Consider the following 16,137-nt stretch of genomic DNA (forward strand, 5'->3'; position numbering starts at 1 on the left):
AATTCGATCATGAGAAAAATACTTTCTATTATATTGGTTTCACTGGCGATGCTGTCAGGCCTGACCAGTTGTAAAAAATACCTTGACGTAAACAACGACCCGAATAATCCTACCCAGGTTGAAGCGGCTCTGCTCCTCACCCCAATCCTCCAGAACTACTCCCAAAGTGTACAGGTTGATAATCGTTACATGGGCCGCTACGTACAGATGTGGCAATACGGATCAACCTCGGGCGACCAATGGGACCAGCATGGATATGTAAGGAATACCGACAGGGGTTCCGCAATGTTTCGGGCCGTTTATTGGAGAGGTGGCTATAACCTGATCAATATGATTAAGGATGCAATAGCAAATGAGAAATGGGACTATGCCGGAGTGGGTTATGCACTTAAGGCATATGGTTACCAAACCATCACCGACATTCATGGTGAGATTATCCTTAACGAGGCTTTTACACCAGGTAAAACTTCGTTCCGCTACGATAAGCAGGAGGATGTTTACATGGCAGTACGCAGGTTTTGCGATACGGCCTTGATGTACTTAAACAAAACTGACGGAAAAGTGTCGACCCAATCACTTGGAAGGGGCGACCAGGTCTATAAAGGCGACCGCACAAAATGGATCAAGTTTGTATACGCTGTACTTGCAAGAAACTATAATCACCTGAGCAAGAAATCTGCACTCTATAAGCCTGACTCCGTAATCTACTTTGCCGACAGGGCTTTTGCAAGTAATGCAGATGATGCAATGACGCCCTCTGAAGGTGCTTCTGGTGCAGATGCAAGTCCATTTGGACAATCACGTGCAACGATCGCCAGCGAAGAAGCTTTTTCCGCAATGGGCCAAAGCAGGTATGCCATCGCACTTATGGACAGCACCCTGTTTGGTGGTGTAAAAGTTACTGATCCGAGATTACCATTGATGTTGTATCCAAGTACCGACGGTGTTTATCGCGGACTTAACCCGGCCAGGGGTGTTACTGAAATCACCGTTGTTGCGCAACGTGTTCCGAATATGTATGGTTTGGTTATGGGAACCCTGCCAACACTTACCCAGCCTGGAAAGTACCTTTGGAGAAATGACGCCCCTGTTCCAATGATGACCTATGCAGAAATGCAGTTTATTATTGCTGAAGCTGCTTTTAGAAGCAACCAGCCTCAACTTGCATACGAAGCTTATAAGAAAGGCATATCCGCCAGCCTTGACTTTGTAGGCACAATACCCGGATACTCAAAAACGGGGTATACACCAGGAAGCGGTACTTCATTGATTACAGCAGCCCAAAAAACAGCCTACACAACAAATCCCGCAATTGTTCCCGCCTCCGCTGCTGAACTCACGTTGAGTAAGATCATGATGCAGAAATGGATCGCATTGTACGGCTGGGGAGCACATGAAGTATGGGTTGATATGAGAAGAAACGATTACGATCCTGCGATTTACAATGGCTTTAATGTACCCAACCCGCTGTTTACCGACAACAATACAAAAGTGGTACAAAGGCTGCGTCCACGATACAATTCTGAATACATCTGGAACATCGAGGCTTTAACGGAAATCGGCGGAATGAATGCCGACTTTCATACGCTCCCCGTTTGGTTCGCATTGCCTTAATCACTTAAACAATAACATAATGAGAATATTAATAGCTGCAATAATAATTACACTTGCTTTCACTGCCTGCGAAAAAGGTGATGGTTACGTGGATCCGTCGCTGCCCTCGGTAGGCGCAAAGGTTAAGTTTATCAACACTTCATTTAATGCACCGGGTGTTATCTTCTACGGCAAGGATACGACCTTTAAATTTTCGGCGGCCCTGGTTGCAACAGGTGGCATATTACAGGGAACTGCAGTAGGTTCCACCTACCCTTCTAACGATTATGCGGTTCTTCAGCCCTACGACGATGTTTTAAAAGTAAGGGTACCAACAAACGCTACGGTTTCTCCGGGAGCAACCATCGATGTTGGCAGGTTGAGTGTAACCGAAGGCAGGAACTACTCAGTTTTCCTGGTAGACTCTTTCCCGGTGCTTAGCACTGTAGTCGTAAATGACAGCCTGGTTAATTTCAACCAGATCGCCGACTCAAGTTTTAGAGCACGGTTTGTAAACCTGGTCTACGGTATTCCCGCCGGGCTTTCAGTCGACGTTTACTCGAAAAACCAAAATGCAATCATCTTCAGCAATGTTCCGTACAAAGGATCAACGGGATTCAGGGAGATGAAGGTATACTCCACCCAGGACGAAATTGAACTACGTTTAGCAGGAACCCCGATCGTTTTGGCAAAATTGCTTCAGACACCCGTTCAAAAAAGAACATATACCTGGTTTGCCCGGGGAAGGTTTGGATCAACTGTTACAACAACCGCCCCGCTGATAACCTTTTATACCAACCAGTAAGCCGCAAATTACCTGCTTAGGCCTAGAACAAGGCACGGCAACCCGGTATCACCAAAATATCTTTAAGAAAGAGCCGCCTAAAAAGGTGGCTCTTTTTTTTGTTGTACTCTGCCAAGCTGTCACATACCATCAATTTTGCTTATTTTTGCGCTCCAAAATCTGGTTTGATGGAAATAGCGGAAATAAGTTCAAAGGTGCACAATGAAGCGCGGCAGGGAGAGGTATTAGCACCTGCAATTCAGGAGGAGAAGCTTTACCGGAAGAAATTTATGATCGAGAGTTATGGCTGCGCCATGAACTTTGCTGATAGTGAAATAGTTGCTTCAATTCTCAATAAAGAAGGTTATGGCGCCACCAAAATTCTTGAAGAGGCCGATATCGTTCTGTTAAATACCTGTTCGATAAGGGAGAAGGCAGAACAAACCATTCGCAAACGCCTTACAGAATTTAAAAAAGCCAAACTTGCCAAACGGAGTATGCTGGTGGGCGTATTGGGTTGTATGGCCGAACGCCTGAAAGGCAAGTTGCTCGAAGAAGAAAAATTGGTGGATCTTGTAATTGGTCCCGACGCCTATCGAACACTACCCTTACTTATCGAAGAAGCGGAAACCGGCCAAAAAGCCGTAAACGTGCTGCTCAGCCGCGACGAAACATATGCGGATATTGCCCCGGTCAGGTTAGATAGCAATGGCATAACAGCTTTTGTAAGCATTATGCGCGGGTGTAACAACATGTGCAGTTTTTGTGTCGTTCCATTTACACGTGGCCGCGAACGAAGCAGGGATGCTGCTTCAATTGTGCACGAATGCACCGAACTATTCAACCAGGGATATCGCGAGGTTACCCTGCTCGGCCAAAACGTTGACAGCTACTTCTGGACTGCCCTGTCCAATGAACCCGCCGCAGACAAACTTTCCGAGGTCACTTTTGCAGGCCTGCTCGAAAAGGTCGCCCTGATCAGTCCCCTACTAAGGGTAAGATTTAGCACATCTCACCCGAAAGATATTACTGACGAGGTTTTGTTTACCATGGCCAGGTATGAAAACATCTGCAAGTACATTCACCTACCGGTACAAAGCGGAAGCACCCGTGTTTTACAACTCATGAACCGCACCTATACACGAGAGTGGTATATGGCTAAAGTAAACCGCATCCGCGAGATCCTTCCCGATTGCAGCATCAGCAGCGACGTAATTGCCGGCTTTTGCACGGAAACGGAAGAAGACCACCAGGATACCCTTAGCATACTGCAGTTCAGCGGTTACGATATGAGCTATATGTTCTTCTACAGCGAACGGCCCGGAACGCTTGCAGCACGCAGGTACCTCGACGACGTGCCGCTGGATGTCAAAAAAAGACGGCTTGATGAAATCGTAAAGCTGCAAAACAGGCTCTCTATGGAAAGCAATATCCGCGATATTGGGAGAACCTTTAAAGTTCTGATCGAAGGCAACTCCAGGAAAAGTGAAAGCGATTGGTCCGGGCGTAGTAGTCAAAACAAAGTGGTTGTTTTTCCCAAAAACGATCGTCCGCTTACCAAAGGCAATTACGTTACGGTAAAAGTGAAGAAAGTTACCGGCGCAACACTGATTGGCGAGATCACCAGTGTGGTAGAAGAATCAATTTAGGAATTGGAAAAAGAAGAATTGAATGGAAATACAATCAATAAAAAACAGGTTCGGGATCATTGGAAACAGCGCCGCCCTTAACCATGCACTAAATGTAGCGGTCCAGGTAGCCAACACCGACCTGAGTGTTCTTATCGTGGGTGAAAGTGGGGTTGGTAAAGAGGTTTTTTCACAGATCATTCATGCACTCTCAGCACGCAAACACAATCCTTTTATAGCCGTTAACTGCGGCGCAATTCCCGAAGGAACAATCGACTCCGAGCTTTTTGGCCACGAAAAAGGTTCCTTCACCGGTGCGGTAGATAGCCGTAAAGGTTACTTCGAAACAGTAAGTGGTGGAACAATCTTTCTGGATGAAATTGGAGAAATGCCTTTAGGCACCCAGGCCAGGCTTTTGCGCGTACTGGAAACGGGAGAGTTTATCAGGGTGGGTTCCTCCAAAGTACAAAAAACCGATGTTCGGGTAATCGCTGCAACAAACCGGGAGTTACTGGAGTTTACGCAGAACGGTAAATTCAGGGAGGACCTTTATTACCGTTTAAGCACGGTTCCAATCCGGGTGCCACCCCTTCGCGACCGTCCCGAAGATATTCCTATTCTTTTCAGGAAATTCGTAGTTGACTTCGCTGAAAGGTATAAAACCACACCTGTTCAACTGGATGAAGACTCAAGAAACCTGCTGGTATCTTACCCCTGGAAAGGAAATGTTCGCGAGCTGAAAAACATTGCCGAACAAATTTCTGTGCTCAGTACCGAAAAGCACATTGGCACCGAGCAACTCAGGCGTTTTCTGCCCGAGACCAACCAAAACCGGCTTCCTGTGCTTGCGCATGCGGGAACCCCGACAGGTGGCTCAAATGAATTCGCAAATGAACGCGAGATCCTCTACAAGCTCTTTTTCGACATGAAGAAAGACGTAACGGAACTCAAAAAAATGTTTGTCGAAATATTGCAGAACCCTTCGTCTACCACATCCGCTGCCGCTTTTGCCAGGGAAAGCCTGCTAAACGACTATGGCGCCACAAATGGCGAACACGCTGCTCCTCCCACACCCGCACTGGCGCATCCAACTGTTGTCAATAATCAACCCGTCATCTATCACCATGATGATATCCACCATCATGAAGAAGTTGAAGAGTCGCTGAACATCATGGACAAGGAGAAAGAACTCATCATTAAAGCTTTGAAAAAACATAAGGGCAAACGAAAAGACGCCTCTTCAGACCTGGGAATCAGTGAAAGAACCTTGTACCGTAAATTGAAGGAGTACGACATAGATGAATAAGCCTGGTTTTCGGGTGTACATTGCTTTTACATACAGGATACATTGCGGAAGCACGCACCGCTGAAGATTTCGCGTTGGCTCCTCTTGCGGTTGCAAACCTGCTGCTTCCTAAAAATGATATAATACTTGCAAACCGTTCGCGATTACCACGATAATGCCGCAACTTTGATCTCCATGAAGTCATACAGAAGCTTTGTTTTGGTAGCCACCTGCCTGTGTATTGTCCTCGGCTCATGCCGGGTTTATTCTTTTAAAGACGTAACGATACCCCCGGAAGTTAAGACCATCAAGATCGGCTTTATTGAAAACAAGGCGCGGTATGTTAACCCGCAGCTGAGCCCAAGGCTGACGGATCGTTTACAGCAAAAAATTGTAAACCAAACCCGGCTCACCCGAACCAACAGCGACGACGCCCACTACCAGATCAGCGGATACGTGTCAGACTATTCTGTTTCTACTGCCGGTATATCCAATCAACAATCTGCCACAAACCGGCTTACCGTTGGTGTTCACCTCGTATTTAGAAATACTCTAACCAACAAAACGGAAGAATTCGACCTTTCCCGAAACTTCGACTTCAACGCAAACCTCTCACTTACCCAGGCCGAAGCATCACTGAACGAAGAAATTATAAAGAACGTCACCGACGAAATATTCAACCGCATCTTCTCCAATTGGTAAGCGAAGTCGTATTTTCACGCCATGAACCTATCCCTTCAAAAGGCCTTACATCTTGTTACCCAACAACAGGATATTAATAAGGTAACTGCAGAGGATCTTCAACAACTCTCCCGGGAATACCCTTACTTCTCACTACCACACCTGCTGCTTTGCCGTAAACTCAAAGAAAGCTCCGAAGAGGGATTTTTACAACAGGCCCGCAAGACCGCGGTGTATATCAACGACCCTTTTTGGCTGCACTATCAACTGTATTCCGTGGAGGCTGCCGATGAGCTTAGCAGCCCGGAGTTCACTGAAGAACCAGTGCAGCATCCTGCCCAGCAAGCATCACCAGCAAATGCAGGATTGGCTGAGGAAACTGATGTCGCCACTCTAACCGAAGCACCTTCGTTTATCAGCGAACCCGCTTTAGTCCATTCCGAAGAACCATCACCAGCAAATACCGGATTGATAAATCAGCCTGGTCCCGCTTTGGAGGATGAGGATCAGCAAATTCCTGATGAACTTCATCCCGAACCAGAGGTGATACAGGAGGAAATTGCAAGTGGTGAAACAATACCCTACTCCGACCAGCCGGATACTACAGCACCAGGAGAAGAAGCTGCTGGCAGCCTGGCTGCTGCTGATGAAATCAGTGCAGAGGTCCCAAAACCCGTAAGTGTTTCAGAAGAGGAGCTTGCGGCTGATGAACAATTGCTGCTTGAAATCACCCACCACGAAGAACCCGCAACCCTTCCGGCCGAATCAGATGAGAACAGGGGAGCCAAGGCCCCCGCTGAACCCGACCTTGAACGCCAGGTTGCTGCAGGTCTCGAGGGGCATACAACGTTTTCAAAAGACATTGAAGCAAGAACAAAAGCCCTCATCAACCCACACCAGGCGGCAAACGACGGCGGTATTCCCTTTGAACCTTACCATACGATCGACTACTTTGCTTCCCAGGGAATACAGCTCGTGCTCGACGCCAACCCCGACGACAAACTGGGTAAACAATTAAAAAAGTTTACACAGTGGTTGAAACATATGAAACGGCTCGGTCCCGAAGATGCACTTGAAACCGTAAAAGACAACCACCTCGAAACAACCATTCAGAAGATTGCTGACACGTCCAATACCCCCCGCGATGTCGTAACTGAAACCATGGCACAGGTACTCGTTAAACAAGGCAAAACCGAGCAGGCGCTACAGCTCTACGACAAATTAAGTTTTTTAAATCCTGACAAAAGCGCTTACTTTGCCGCCAAAATACAAACACTTAAAGGTTCCTGAGATGACAATTCTTTTCCTGATTCTGATCGTTCTTTGTGCTGCCGTACTCGGCTTTATCATACTGGTTCAAAATCCAAAAGGTGGTGGCTTATCCGGCAACGTTGCTGGTCTCAGCAACCAGTTTATGGGTGTTAAACAAACAACGGACGTACTTGAAAAAGGGACCTGGATTTTTGCTAGTGTAATTGCTGTATTATGCCTCGTATCATCACTTTTCCTGCAAGGCGACGCTGATGATAACGCGAATCCACTTAATAAAATCAACACCAGCCAGGGAACAACAGCTCCACGTCCCGCTGCTCCGGCCTCGGGTACTCCTGCACCTGCGCCTGTACGTTAGGCTCAAAGGTTGATATAACTTAACTTACCGACCCTGTCTTTAATAGCGACAGGGTTTTTTTATTTATTTTGAGCTTTGTATATGAAAAAGATCATCCTGGTACTGTTACTCTTAATCATCATCGGGGCTGGCATTTTTGCGTGGTTCATACTTGGTAGTGGTACTGCTTTTAGCGAGAAAAACCGGTACCTGTATATCGGCACCGGGAAAGCTACCAAAGATGCGGTCATGGATAGTTTACGCACCAACAACTTGTTGAGCAGTCCCGGCATGTTCGAGTGGGTCGCCAACCGGCTCAAAGTTTGGGACAAGGTTAAGCCCGGCCGCTTCGAAATTAAGAAGGGACAAAGCGTGCTTGGCATTGCACGCATGATTCGCAACAACCAGCAATCACCCGTAAACTTTACCATTCTTAAGCTTAGGGTTAAGGAGGACCTTGCAAAACTGATTGACAGGTACTTCGAAACCGATTCTACCAGGGTGATGAGCTTCCTGAATAACCCGGATAGTCTTGCTCGCCTGGATGTAGACAGCAATACGCTTATGACCATCGTTATCCCAAACACCTATACCCTTTTGTGGACAACCCCCGTAAACAAGATACTCGGTCGGCTTAAAACCGAACAGCAAGCTTTCTGGAAGAAAAATGGACGCCGCGAGAAAGCCGAACAACAGGGTCTTACCCCATTACAGGTTTATACCATTGCCTCCATAGTAGAAGAAGAAACCAACAAAAACGACGAAAAAGGAAACATTGCCAGCGTATACATCAACCGGCTGGATAAGGGTATGCCGCTTGGCGCCGACCCAACAGTCAAATTTGCCCTGAAAGACTTCGCCCTGAAACGAATTTATCACAAGCACCTTGATGTAGCCTCACCCTATAATACTTATCGCAATACCGGCCTGCCTCCCGGCCCGATTTGCACCCCTTCGCCAAAAACAATCGACGAAGTACTCAAGGCGCCAAAAACAGACTACCTCTTTTTTGTAGCCAGAAGCGACTTCTCAGGCTATCACACCTTTGCAAGCAATTTTGCCGACCATCGTAAATATGCAGCCGAGTACCAGAGGGCACTTGATGAATATATGCAGCGGAAGCAAAAACCATAGCCTTTGTGACCAAACTGGAACGTATCATATTACGGTCAACTCCTGTTGCTTTTATCATTTTTAAAAGCAAGCAAATCATCTTACCAGGCTTCTATGGTGTTCCCTTATACGACGTATTCGTATTTTTTTTCAAGCAGGTACAACGTGTAGGGCTGTCCGACCGTGCTTCCGCCATAGCTTTCAATTTCCTGATGGCTATTCCTGCAGTACTGATTTGCTTTTGTACAATTTTGCCCTGGTTACCCATATCAAAACAATTTACCGCAGAGCTACTACGGCTTACCCGTACCATTACCCAAAACGTTGACATCTACATTTGGGTACAAAAATTCATTAGCGACTTCATACTTACGCCAAGGGTCGGACTATTGTCCTTTAGCTTCCTGCTCTTTGTTTTTTACGCCTCAAACGCTATGCTTGGGGTATTACGCACTTTCGACAAGTCCATATATCAACACGCCCGGAAAGAGAACTTCCTTGTAAAAAGATGGAAGGCGCTGAAAATGACCATGATCATGTTCGGACTAGTGATTGGGGTTATCTTGTTGCTGATCGGTCAAAGTATCCTTTTCGAGAAATTACTTAAATGGTTTCACATCAAAGGCGAAGCAGTTGGCTGGATCAAGCTGCTCCGCTGGGTCATTACCTTTAGCCTTTTCTTTTACAGCATTACATTCATTTACAAGTATGGAACCGCAGTAAAGAAGCGGTGGCATACATTTTCGCCGGGTGCAATTCTTTCAACCGCACTTACAATTCTTACCACCTACTTCTTTTCCATTTGGGTCAACCAGTTTGGAAACTACAATGAAGTTTATGGCTCTATTGGCACCCTGCTCATCCTTATGCTGTTGGTGTACCTCAACTCGCTTATCCTGCTAATCGGGTTCGAACTTAATGTCAGCATTACCTATCTCAAAGCCGAAGCCGATGAGCGGCGGCAAAAAGAATTAAGCGGTTTGATTCAGAAGGACGATAGCCGTACCTTGAATCATCTAAAAAAATAAACATGAGAACCTTATCCATTTGCCTTTTGGTTGCATTGTTTACAGCTCCTGCCATAGCGCAGCAATTCACCGCTTTGAAACCCGGTGCAAAAGTTCCGCTTGCCGACGTTAAAATGAAGGCCGTAGACGGAAAAGAATTTTCCATTAAAGATGCCATGGGCAAAAATGGTGTGCTCGTAATGTTTAGTTGCAATACCTGCCCGGTAGTGAAGAAATACCAGGGTCGTACGCTACAGGCCATCCGCACAGCGGAGGAAAATGGTATAGGGGTACTGATTGTAAATGCGAATGAAGCCAACCGGAATAGCGACGACTCGTTTGAAGCAATGAAGCAATATGCCAAAGCACAGGGCTACCAAAATGCGCCCTATGTTGTAGATACCAAATCCGCACTAGCCAATGCTTTTGGCGCTACCCGTACGCCGGAATGTTTCCTGTTTAATGCAAAGCAGGAGCTTGTTTATCATGGTGCAATCGACGACAACCAGGAGGCAGCTGATGCACAGCGTAATCATCTCGCTATTGCAATGACGGAGGTAAAATCCGGTCGCGACGTTGCTGTAAAACAAACCCGGTCCGTAGGCTGCGGCATCAAACGCGCCGAATAGCTTCCTACTTTTTCCTTTTTTGAATTTTGGATTTTGAATTTTGAATTTTTTACGGGCAGTCTTCTTCAAACCCTTGCCGGGCAGCGTCAGCGGCTATTCGTTGCTACTCCGCCACAAGCGCCAACACACAGCGGCCTCAGCGGGGTATCCACTTCTATCCGCCTGCCGTGAACTTTATCTCATTATTGGGCTTTAATCCCGCAGTTAAAGACTGACCAGTTTATTAAAAGCAAAAATCTACATCAAGACAAAGTGTCCCCTCGATTGCTAAAATGAACCCCACTATGGGCTTGTAATAGTTTTGATTACCCGGTTCAGGGGTACATTTTTTGAAGAAGAACGGTATGAAGCTTCCTCCGCCGCTTATACCGGGAACCGACCTGCTCAATGCAATCATCGAAACCCCCGCGGGCAGCCGGAACAAATATGTTTACGATCCCGAACTCGGGATCATACGTCTCAAGAAGGTGCTGCCTGTAGGCATGGTGTACCCTTTTGATTTTGGATTCGTTCCCGGAACCCGCTCAGGCGATGGAGATCCGTTAGACATACTCGTCCTGATGGATGAAGCCGTTTACCCGGGATGCCTCGTGCAGGCAAGCGTACTGGGTATGATTTGCGCAGAACAAACGTCGGCGGATGGCAGTATCGTGAACAACGACCGGGTGATTGCAGTAGCTAATGAGAGCCTGATTTACAGCAACATCACCGGGCTTGAACACCTTGCGGAAAACGTTCTGAATGAAATCATCTCCTTTTTCAAAAATGTACACCAACATGATGGTATCGACTTTCGGCCGCAGCGCTTACTGGAGCAAAATGAAGCGCTGGCTATGATCAGGAAGATGGCTGCTGGTTAACCCTGTTTAAAACTGGATCCGGCAGAACATCAAACGGTGGCCCCATAGTAAAGTTGCTTTCAACAGATTACTCATCAACACCCGAAAACACCACTACAAAATCGACAGATGATCAACCCACAATTACAAAAATTACTAAGCAAGAAATATGAGCCATCAACAATGGTGGACCTGACTTTCAAGGGAAACGATCTGTCGTTTAAAACAGACGAAGATGGCAATCCTATTTTGTTGTTTATTGGAAAAAGAACAGCTGCTGGCACTGTAAAGGGCGAACGTTATGCGCGAACGCTAAAGCGGGATCCGGAGGGCAAAGTCATCAAAGATCATTGGGAGCAAAAAGGAAAAGCAACCTGATGGCGTACTGAGGCCAGGCAAGTCAATAAACATCTACGATGCTGAATAGCGGACTACAAGAGCTTTTTGAGCTCAAGCTCAAAGCCTTTTTCTGTTAATTGTTGATTGTAAAGCTGGTAGTATTTTTTGCTGTTGTTTACAAAAATACTCGCCGGGATTGCCCCTTGCCAGTTTTTGTCGATAATCGGAATGAACTTATCTGCATTGGTTTCGTTCAGGTACAGCACCTTCGATTTGTAACCTTTCGACTTTACAAACGCCGGCAGGGTTTTCTGGTATGCGTCGGGGAAATCCAGGCTTACCAACACCAGCCTTACCGGTGCACCAGCCTTTTCAACACCGCTCTCAAAATACGGTATCTCACGTATACATGGCCCGCACCACGAGGCCCAAAAATTTACAATCATCGGACCGGTGCTTGTGTCAATCATCTTTTTAACGTCTGCCGCACTTATTTTTGGAATGCTGTTTTTCGATTGCGCAATCACCGAAAATGAACTGAGCACAAGCATTGCAATAAGAATAGAATTTTTCATAATGGTTCATTTAGATGATCCTTGTCTTTAAACCCCCATTCATTCAACAAGGACTCCCTGAAGTCCTTTGGCAACGACGGTCTCTCGTAATGCCCCGCAGCCTTCTTCTGGCGGGAAGCCTCGTAGATGGATACGGCACAAGCTACCGAAATGTTTAAACTCCTGATGATACCATATTGCGGTATGATAAAATTTCCATCTGCCACCTGCCGAACCTCTTCACTTACACCGCTATGTTCGTTCCCAAAAACCAGTGCGACCGACTTTGTAAAATCAATGTCGTATAAGCTAACTGAATTGCCTTCGAGATGTGTAGTCAGTATTTTGTCGTATTTGCTCCTGAGCGCCTCCATACACGAAGCTGTATCCGTAAACTGGTGAACGGTGAGCCATTTGTTGGCACTGCTGCTACTGCGAAAGCCCCACTTCTTATGTGGTGGAATCCGGGTATTCAAAATGTACATTTCCTGTATGCCCACTGCATCACAGCTGCGCATTACCGCCGAAACATTGTGCGGATCAAATACGTTCTCCAGCAAAACCGTAAGGTTGTTTTGCCGTTGGTTTAAAACCGTTAAAAGTTTGTTTCTGCGCTCTGGAGTCATCTTATAAATCGAGGAACAAAAATGCATTAGCCCGGTCAACTATCCCAAAAAAGTTTAAAACCAGGCTGTACTTTCCATAAAGAGATTGAATTATATTTAATGTTTACAACCCTCAAACCCGATAAGGATCCATGAAATACCCCCGCCTAAAAAATTTCATCAACGGCAATTTTATCGAATCCGCGTCGGATCGCAAACTGGAGGTGATCTCTCCTGGCGATGGCACTTTGCTTACAGAAGTTCCTCTATCAGATGCCGCAGATCTTAATGATGCCGTAAGCGGGGCAAAGGCAGCATTTCAACATTGGTCAAAGACCCCGATCAAAGAAAGGGTGCAGGTATTCTTTAAGTACAAATACCTTTTGGAACAGCACCTGCAGGAACTTGCCGCGCTGTGCTCCGAAGAAAACGGGAAAACGATTGGTGAGTCAATCGCTGAAATTGAAAAGTGCATAGAGCTCACCGAATTTGCCTGTTCGTTACCACAGCTCGTTACCGGCGAGCTCCTTGAGGTCAGCCGTGGTGTTGAATGCCGGACTGAACACGTTCCCCTTGGCGTTGTTGCTTCAATCGTGCCTTTCAACTTTCCCAGCATGGTACCTAATTGGACCATTCCGAATGCCATTGCACTGGGCAATTGCATGATCATCAAACCGTCGGAGAAAGTACCCATTAGTTGTGGCCGGCTGGCTGAACTCCTAACCGAAGCAGGGTTGCCCCCCGGCGTATTCAGCATCGTGCACGGCGACGAGGAGATTGTCGGGGGCATCTGTGATCACCCCGGTATAGAAGCCGTTTCTTTTGTCGGATCAACAAGAGTTGCCAGGTTGGTTTATCAACGTGCAACCAGTAATTACAAAAGATGCCTGGCATTAGGGGGTGCAAAGAATCACCTCATGGTTATGCCCGACGCTATCCCTGGGATGACGGCACAAAATGTGGCCGCCAGTATGAGCGGTTGTGCGGGACAGCGTTGTATGGCGGCCTCAGCAATGGTTGGGGTTGGCAACGTGGACCATATCATTGAAAAAATCTGCGAAGAGGCGCGCAAGATCATTCCCGGTGAAAACCTGGGCGCAGTAATTAATAAGGCATCCAAAGAAAGGATCGAACAATACATCACAGAAGCCGAAGAACAGGGTGCGAAAGTATTGGTAGACGGCCGCGGAACAAAGGTGGAAGGCAAAGAAAACGGAACCTATGTTGGACCAACCGTTATTGACAGGGTAACACCAGGCATGTCGGTAGCCAAAGAAGAAATTTTCGGACCGGTGATTAGCATCATGCGAACAAATACCGTGGATGAAGCACTTGCTATTGAAAACGCTAATCCATATGGCAATGCCGCGTCGGTGTTTACCCAAAACGGTGGCGTAGCCCGGTATATCATAGAGAGGGCCAGTGCCGGAATGGTTGGCGTAAATGTAGGTGTGCCGGTACCAAGAGAGCCGTTTAGCTTTGGCGGCTGGAATGAAAGCAAGTTTGGCGTTGGTGATATTACCGGTAAAAGCTCTATTGAATTCTGGACGAAGCTTAAGAAAAGTACCATTAAGTGGAACGCCGAAGCAGGGGTGAATTGGATGAGCTGAGGAAAAGAGTGAGGAGTTATGAGTTAAGAGTGATGAATTAAGAGTGATGAATTGAGCATTACCAGTGTCCCTGTCATCTCGAAGCACGATGGATCTCTGTAGCAAGTGATGAGTATGTTAAATGCTAAATGATGAAGGTTAGATGTTCCTGTCACCGCGAGGAATGAGGAATCTCTGCAATAAGTGGAAAGACATGACGCATGAGCTATGATAAAAGTTGAAGCATTGTCGTTTATCAGGGCCAGGTTTTTCATTGCTGCTTGAAAATATACCGTACAAGTGAGTGACACAACCGGAGCCGGGTAGAGATATGTCGCCGGGAACATAAAAAAAGTTGAATCCTTGGCATCTCTATTTTAGACGAGCAATATCAGCTATAATGGCAAATACCCGTTTTCACTCTCGATTTCTAACTTTTGATTTTTGACTTTCGATTTTTGACTTTTGAATTTTGACTTTACACTTTTTGCCCCGGTAATCCTTAAATCAACCAACATGAGTTTACTCGATTCAGTTATAGACCGGAAAACAGAAACCGAAGAGATCATACAGGATAATCTCGATTATACCTTGTTCTCCTGGAGTAAGCAAAAGGGTATCAATCCGATTGCCGTAAAGTACGGCGAAGGGGTTTACCTGTACGATTACGATGGTAAACGATACCTTGATTTTTCATCGGGGTTGATGAACGTGAACATCGGGCATGGCAACCAGCGCATAACCCGTGCAGTAGCCGACCAGATGCAACAGGTAGCGTATGTTACCCCTTCATGCGTTACCCGGGTTCGTGGAGAACTGGGGAAGAAACTTGCGTCAATTTGCCCGGGAGATCTGAACAAAGCATTTTTCACCTTGTGCGGTGCAACGTCCATTGAAAACGCGATTAAACTTGCACGGGTATATACGGGCAGGCATAAGATCATCAGTCGCTACCAGTCTTACCATGGATCAACTTATGGGGTAATGTCTGCCGGCGGCGATCCGCGCAAGCTGCCCGCCGATGCACAGCAGGCGCCTAATTTTGTGTACATTGATATTCCGTACTTGTATCGTTGGAACTATGGTATCGAAAATTTACTAAAGGACGCGGTCGCGCAGTTGGAAAGAACAATCGCGTACGAAGGTCCGGGCAATATTGCAGCCATCTTGCTGGAAGGCGAGTCAGGCTCTTCCGGGTGCCTGCAATACCCTGAAGGTTATCTTGCAGCGGTGCGCGTCATTTGCGACCAGCAAGGTATTCTGCTGATTATCGACGAGGTGATGAGTGGCTTTGGCAGAACCGGCAAATGGTTTGGTTTTGAAAACCATAACATCGTTCCCGATATGATTGCAATGGCAAAGGGAGTTACTTCGGGCTACCTGCCATTCGGCTGCCTGATGGTTACTGACAAGATCGCCGCAAAGTACGACGACATCATGTTGCCACTCGGTCTTACTTACAGCGCTCACCCGGTAAGTTGTGCCGCTGCCCTCGAAACACTTGCCATTTATGAAGACGAAAACCTGATTGGCAATGCGCATGCAATGGGCAAATACATTGATGTGCGACTGGAAGAGATGAAAGTTAAACATCCCAGCATAGGCGACTGCCGCAATACGGGTTTACTTGGGTGCATAGAGCTTGTAAAAAACAGGCAGACAAAAGAGCCCTTTGCTCCCTTTAACGCCAAACCGCATGAAATGGAGGTGATGAATAAGGTTGCTGCAAAAATCAGGGAACTCGGCATGTATACATTCGTGCGGTGGAGTTATGTATTTGTTGCTCCTCCCCTGTGTATTACGCGTGAACAGATTGACGAAGGGCTGGCGATTATCGGTGAGGCACTAAAGATTGCAGATGGCGAAGTGGTATAGAACACGG

Annotated in this window: 16 protein-coding genes; 14 read left to right on the forward strand and 2 right to left on the reverse strand. The window is 46.7% G+C overall.

The genetic code is table 11. The annotated features are described in order from the left end of the window. The first annotated feature begins 9 nt into the window (after window positions 1-9). From EXU57_RS09845 to EXU57_RS09900, 12 genes are all read left to right on the forward strand, one after another. A complete protein-coding gene (locus EXU57_RS09845; RefSeq protein ID WP_133268036.1) occupies window positions 10-1,614 on the forward strand; it encodes a SusD/RagB family nutrient-binding outer membrane lipoprotein in 1,605 nt (534 codons plus the stop codon). 19 nt (window positions 1,615-1,633) lie between these two features. Continuing rightward, on the forward strand, window positions 1,634-2,398 hold the full coding sequence (locus EXU57_RS09850; protein ID WP_133268037.1) for a DUF4397 domain-containing protein: 765 nt from the start codon (window positions 1,634-1,636) through the stop codon (window positions 2,396-2,398). Window positions 2,399-2,565: 167 nt separating this feature from the next. Continuing rightward, window positions 2,566-4,026, forward strand: a complete 1,461-nt coding sequence (gene miaB / locus EXU57_RS09855) for a tRNA (N6-isopentenyl adenosine(37)-C2)-methylthiotransferase MiaB (RefSeq protein WP_133268038.1) — start codon at window positions 2,566-2,568, stop codon at window positions 4,024-4,026. Between the two features lie 22 nt (window positions 4,027-4,048). After that, window positions 4,049-5,311, forward strand: a complete 1,263-nt coding sequence (locus tag EXU57_RS09860; RefSeq protein ID WP_133268039.1) for a sigma-54 interaction domain-containing protein — start codon at window positions 4,049-4,051, stop codon at window positions 5,309-5,311. Between the two features lie 174 nt (window positions 5,312-5,485). Next, complete coding sequence (lptE, locus tag EXU57_RS09865) at window positions 5,486-5,992, forward strand: LPS assembly lipoprotein LptE (RefSeq protein ID WP_243745561.1); 507 nt, start codon at window positions 5,486-5,488, stop codon at window positions 5,990-5,992. Window positions 5,993-6,013: 21 nt separating this feature from the next. Further along, on the forward strand, window positions 6,014-7,261 hold the full coding sequence (locus EXU57_RS09870; RefSeq protein ID WP_133268040.1) for a hypothetical protein: 1,248 nt from the start codon (window positions 6,014-6,016) through the stop codon (window positions 7,259-7,261). A gap of 1 nt (window position 7,262) precedes the next feature. Next, window positions 7,263-7,601 (forward strand): preprotein translocase subunit SecG, encoded by a 339-nt coding sequence (gene secG / locus EXU57_RS09875; RefSeq protein WP_133268041.1) that lies wholly within the window; start codon window positions 7,263-7,265, stop codon window positions 7,599-7,601. An 81-nt stretch (window positions 7,602-7,682) separates the two neighbouring features. Beyond that, window positions 7,683-8,714 (forward strand): endolytic transglycosylase MltG, encoded by a 1,032-nt coding sequence (mltG, locus tag EXU57_RS09880; protein ID WP_133268042.1) that lies wholly within the window; start codon window positions 7,683-7,685, stop codon window positions 8,712-8,714. A gap of 5 nt (window positions 8,715-8,719) precedes the next feature. Continuing rightward, a complete protein-coding gene (locus EXU57_RS09885; RefSeq protein ID WP_133268043.1) occupies window positions 8,720-9,721 on the forward strand; it encodes a YihY/virulence factor BrkB family protein in 1,002 nt (333 codons plus the stop codon). Window positions 9,722-9,723: 2 nt separating this feature from the next. Beyond that, window positions 9,724-10,329 (forward strand): thioredoxin family protein, encoded by a 606-nt coding sequence (locus tag EXU57_RS09890; protein WP_133268044.1) that lies wholly within the window; start codon window positions 9,724-9,726, stop codon window positions 10,327-10,329. Between the two features lie 344 nt (window positions 10,330-10,673). Next, on the forward strand, window positions 10,674-11,189 hold the full coding sequence (locus EXU57_RS09895) for an inorganic diphosphatase (protein ID WP_133268045.1): 516 nt from the start codon (window positions 10,674-10,676) through the stop codon (window positions 11,187-11,189). A gap of 108 nt (window positions 11,190-11,297) precedes the next feature. Continuing rightward, entirely contained in the window at window positions 11,298-11,546 is a 249-nt protein-coding gene (locus EXU57_RS09900; protein ID WP_133268046.1) for a hypothetical protein, read from the forward strand. A 53-nt stretch (window positions 11,547-11,599) separates the two neighbouring features. On the opposite strand, the gene EXU57_RS09905 is transcribed toward EXU57_RS09900, so the two are convergent. Further along, window positions 11,600-12,082: a TlpA disulfide reductase family protein gene (locus tag EXU57_RS09905; protein WP_133268047.1), complete on the reverse strand. Its 483-nt coding sequence runs from the start codon at window positions 12,080-12,082 to the stop codon at window positions 11,600-11,602. Next, window positions 12,079-12,687: a TrmH family RNA methyltransferase gene (locus tag EXU57_RS09910; protein WP_133268048.1), complete on the reverse strand. Its 609-nt coding sequence runs from the start codon at window positions 12,685-12,687 to the stop codon at window positions 12,079-12,081. The genes EXU57_RS09905 and EXU57_RS09910 overlap by 4 nt, the downstream gene beginning before the upstream one ends. Window positions 12,688-12,818: 131 nt before the next feature. Between EXU57_RS09910 and EXU57_RS09915 the strand changes: the two genes are divergently transcribed. Together EXU57_RS09915 and EXU57_RS09920 are read left to right on the forward strand one after the other, a co-directional pair. Further along, window positions 12,819-14,276, forward strand: coding sequence for a CoA-acylating methylmalonate-semialdehyde dehydrogenase (locus EXU57_RS09915; RefSeq protein WP_133268049.1), 1,458 nt, complete (start codon window positions 12,819-12,821; stop codon window positions 14,274-14,276). Between the two features lie 495 nt (window positions 14,277-14,771). Further along, on the forward strand, window positions 14,772-16,130 hold the full coding sequence (locus tag EXU57_RS09920) for an aminotransferase class III-fold pyridoxal phosphate-dependent enzyme (protein ID WP_133268050.1): 1,359 nt from the start codon (window positions 14,772-14,774) through the stop codon (window positions 16,128-16,130). Window positions 16,131-16,137 lie beyond the last annotated feature (7 nt).

This window comes from Segetibacter sp. 3557_3 (assembly GCF_004354985.1).
Lineage (GTDB): Bacteria > Bacteroidota > Bacteroidia > Chitinophagales > Chitinophagaceae > Segetibacter.

Coding starts and splice junctions, on each gene's coding strand:
- mltG (WP_133268042.1), top strand. CDS start 7,683: ATGAAAAAGATCATCCTGGTACTGTTACTCTTAATCATCATCGGGGCT.
- miaB (WP_133268038.1), top strand. CDS start 2,566: ATGGAAATAGCGGAAATAAGTTCAAAGGTGCACAATGAAGCGCGGCAG.
- EXU57_RS09890 (WP_133268044.1), top strand. CDS start 9,724: ATGAGAACCTTATCCATTTGCCTTTTGGTTGCATTGTTTACAGCTCCT.
- EXU57_RS09915 (WP_133268049.1), top strand. CDS start 12,819: ATGAAATACCCCCGCCTAAAAAATTTCATCAACGGCAATTTTATCGAA.
- EXU57_RS09910 (WP_133268048.1), bottom strand. CDS start 12,687: ATGACTCCAGAGCGCAGAAACAAACTTTTAACGGTTTTAAACCAACGG.
- EXU57_RS09870 (WP_133268040.1), top strand. CDS start 6,014: ATGAACCTATCCCTTCAAAAGGCCTTACATCTTGTTACCCAACAACAG.
- EXU57_RS09895 (WP_133268045.1), top strand. CDS start 10,674: ATGAAGCTTCCTCCGCCGCTTATACCGGGAACCGACCTGCTCAATGCA.
- lptE (WP_243745561.1), top strand. CDS start 5,486: ATGAAGTCATACAGAAGCTTTGTTTTGGTAGCCACCTGCCTGTGTATT.
- EXU57_RS09850 (WP_133268037.1), top strand. CDS start 1,634: ATGAGAATATTAATAGCTGCAATAATAATTACACTTGCTTTCACTGCC.
- EXU57_RS09920 (WP_133268050.1), top strand. CDS start 14,772: ATGAGTTTACTCGATTCAGTTATAGACCGGAAAACAGAAACCGAAGAG.
- EXU57_RS09860 (WP_133268039.1), top strand. CDS start 4,049: ATGGAAATACAATCAATAAAAAACAGGTTCGGGATCATTGGAAACAGC.
- EXU57_RS09905 (WP_133268047.1), bottom strand. CDS start 12,082: ATGAAAAATTCTATTCTTATTGCAATGCTTGTGCTCAGTTCATTTTCG.
- EXU57_RS09845 (WP_133268036.1), top strand. CDS start 10: ATGAGAAAAATACTTTCTATTATATTGGTTTCACTGGCGATGCTGTCA.
- EXU57_RS09900 (WP_133268046.1), top strand. CDS start 11,298: ATGATCAACCCACAATTACAAAAATTACTAAGCAAGAAATATGAGCCA.
- secG (WP_133268041.1), top strand. CDS start 7,263: ATGACAATTCTTTTCCTGATTCTGATCGTTCTTTGTGCTGCCGTACTC.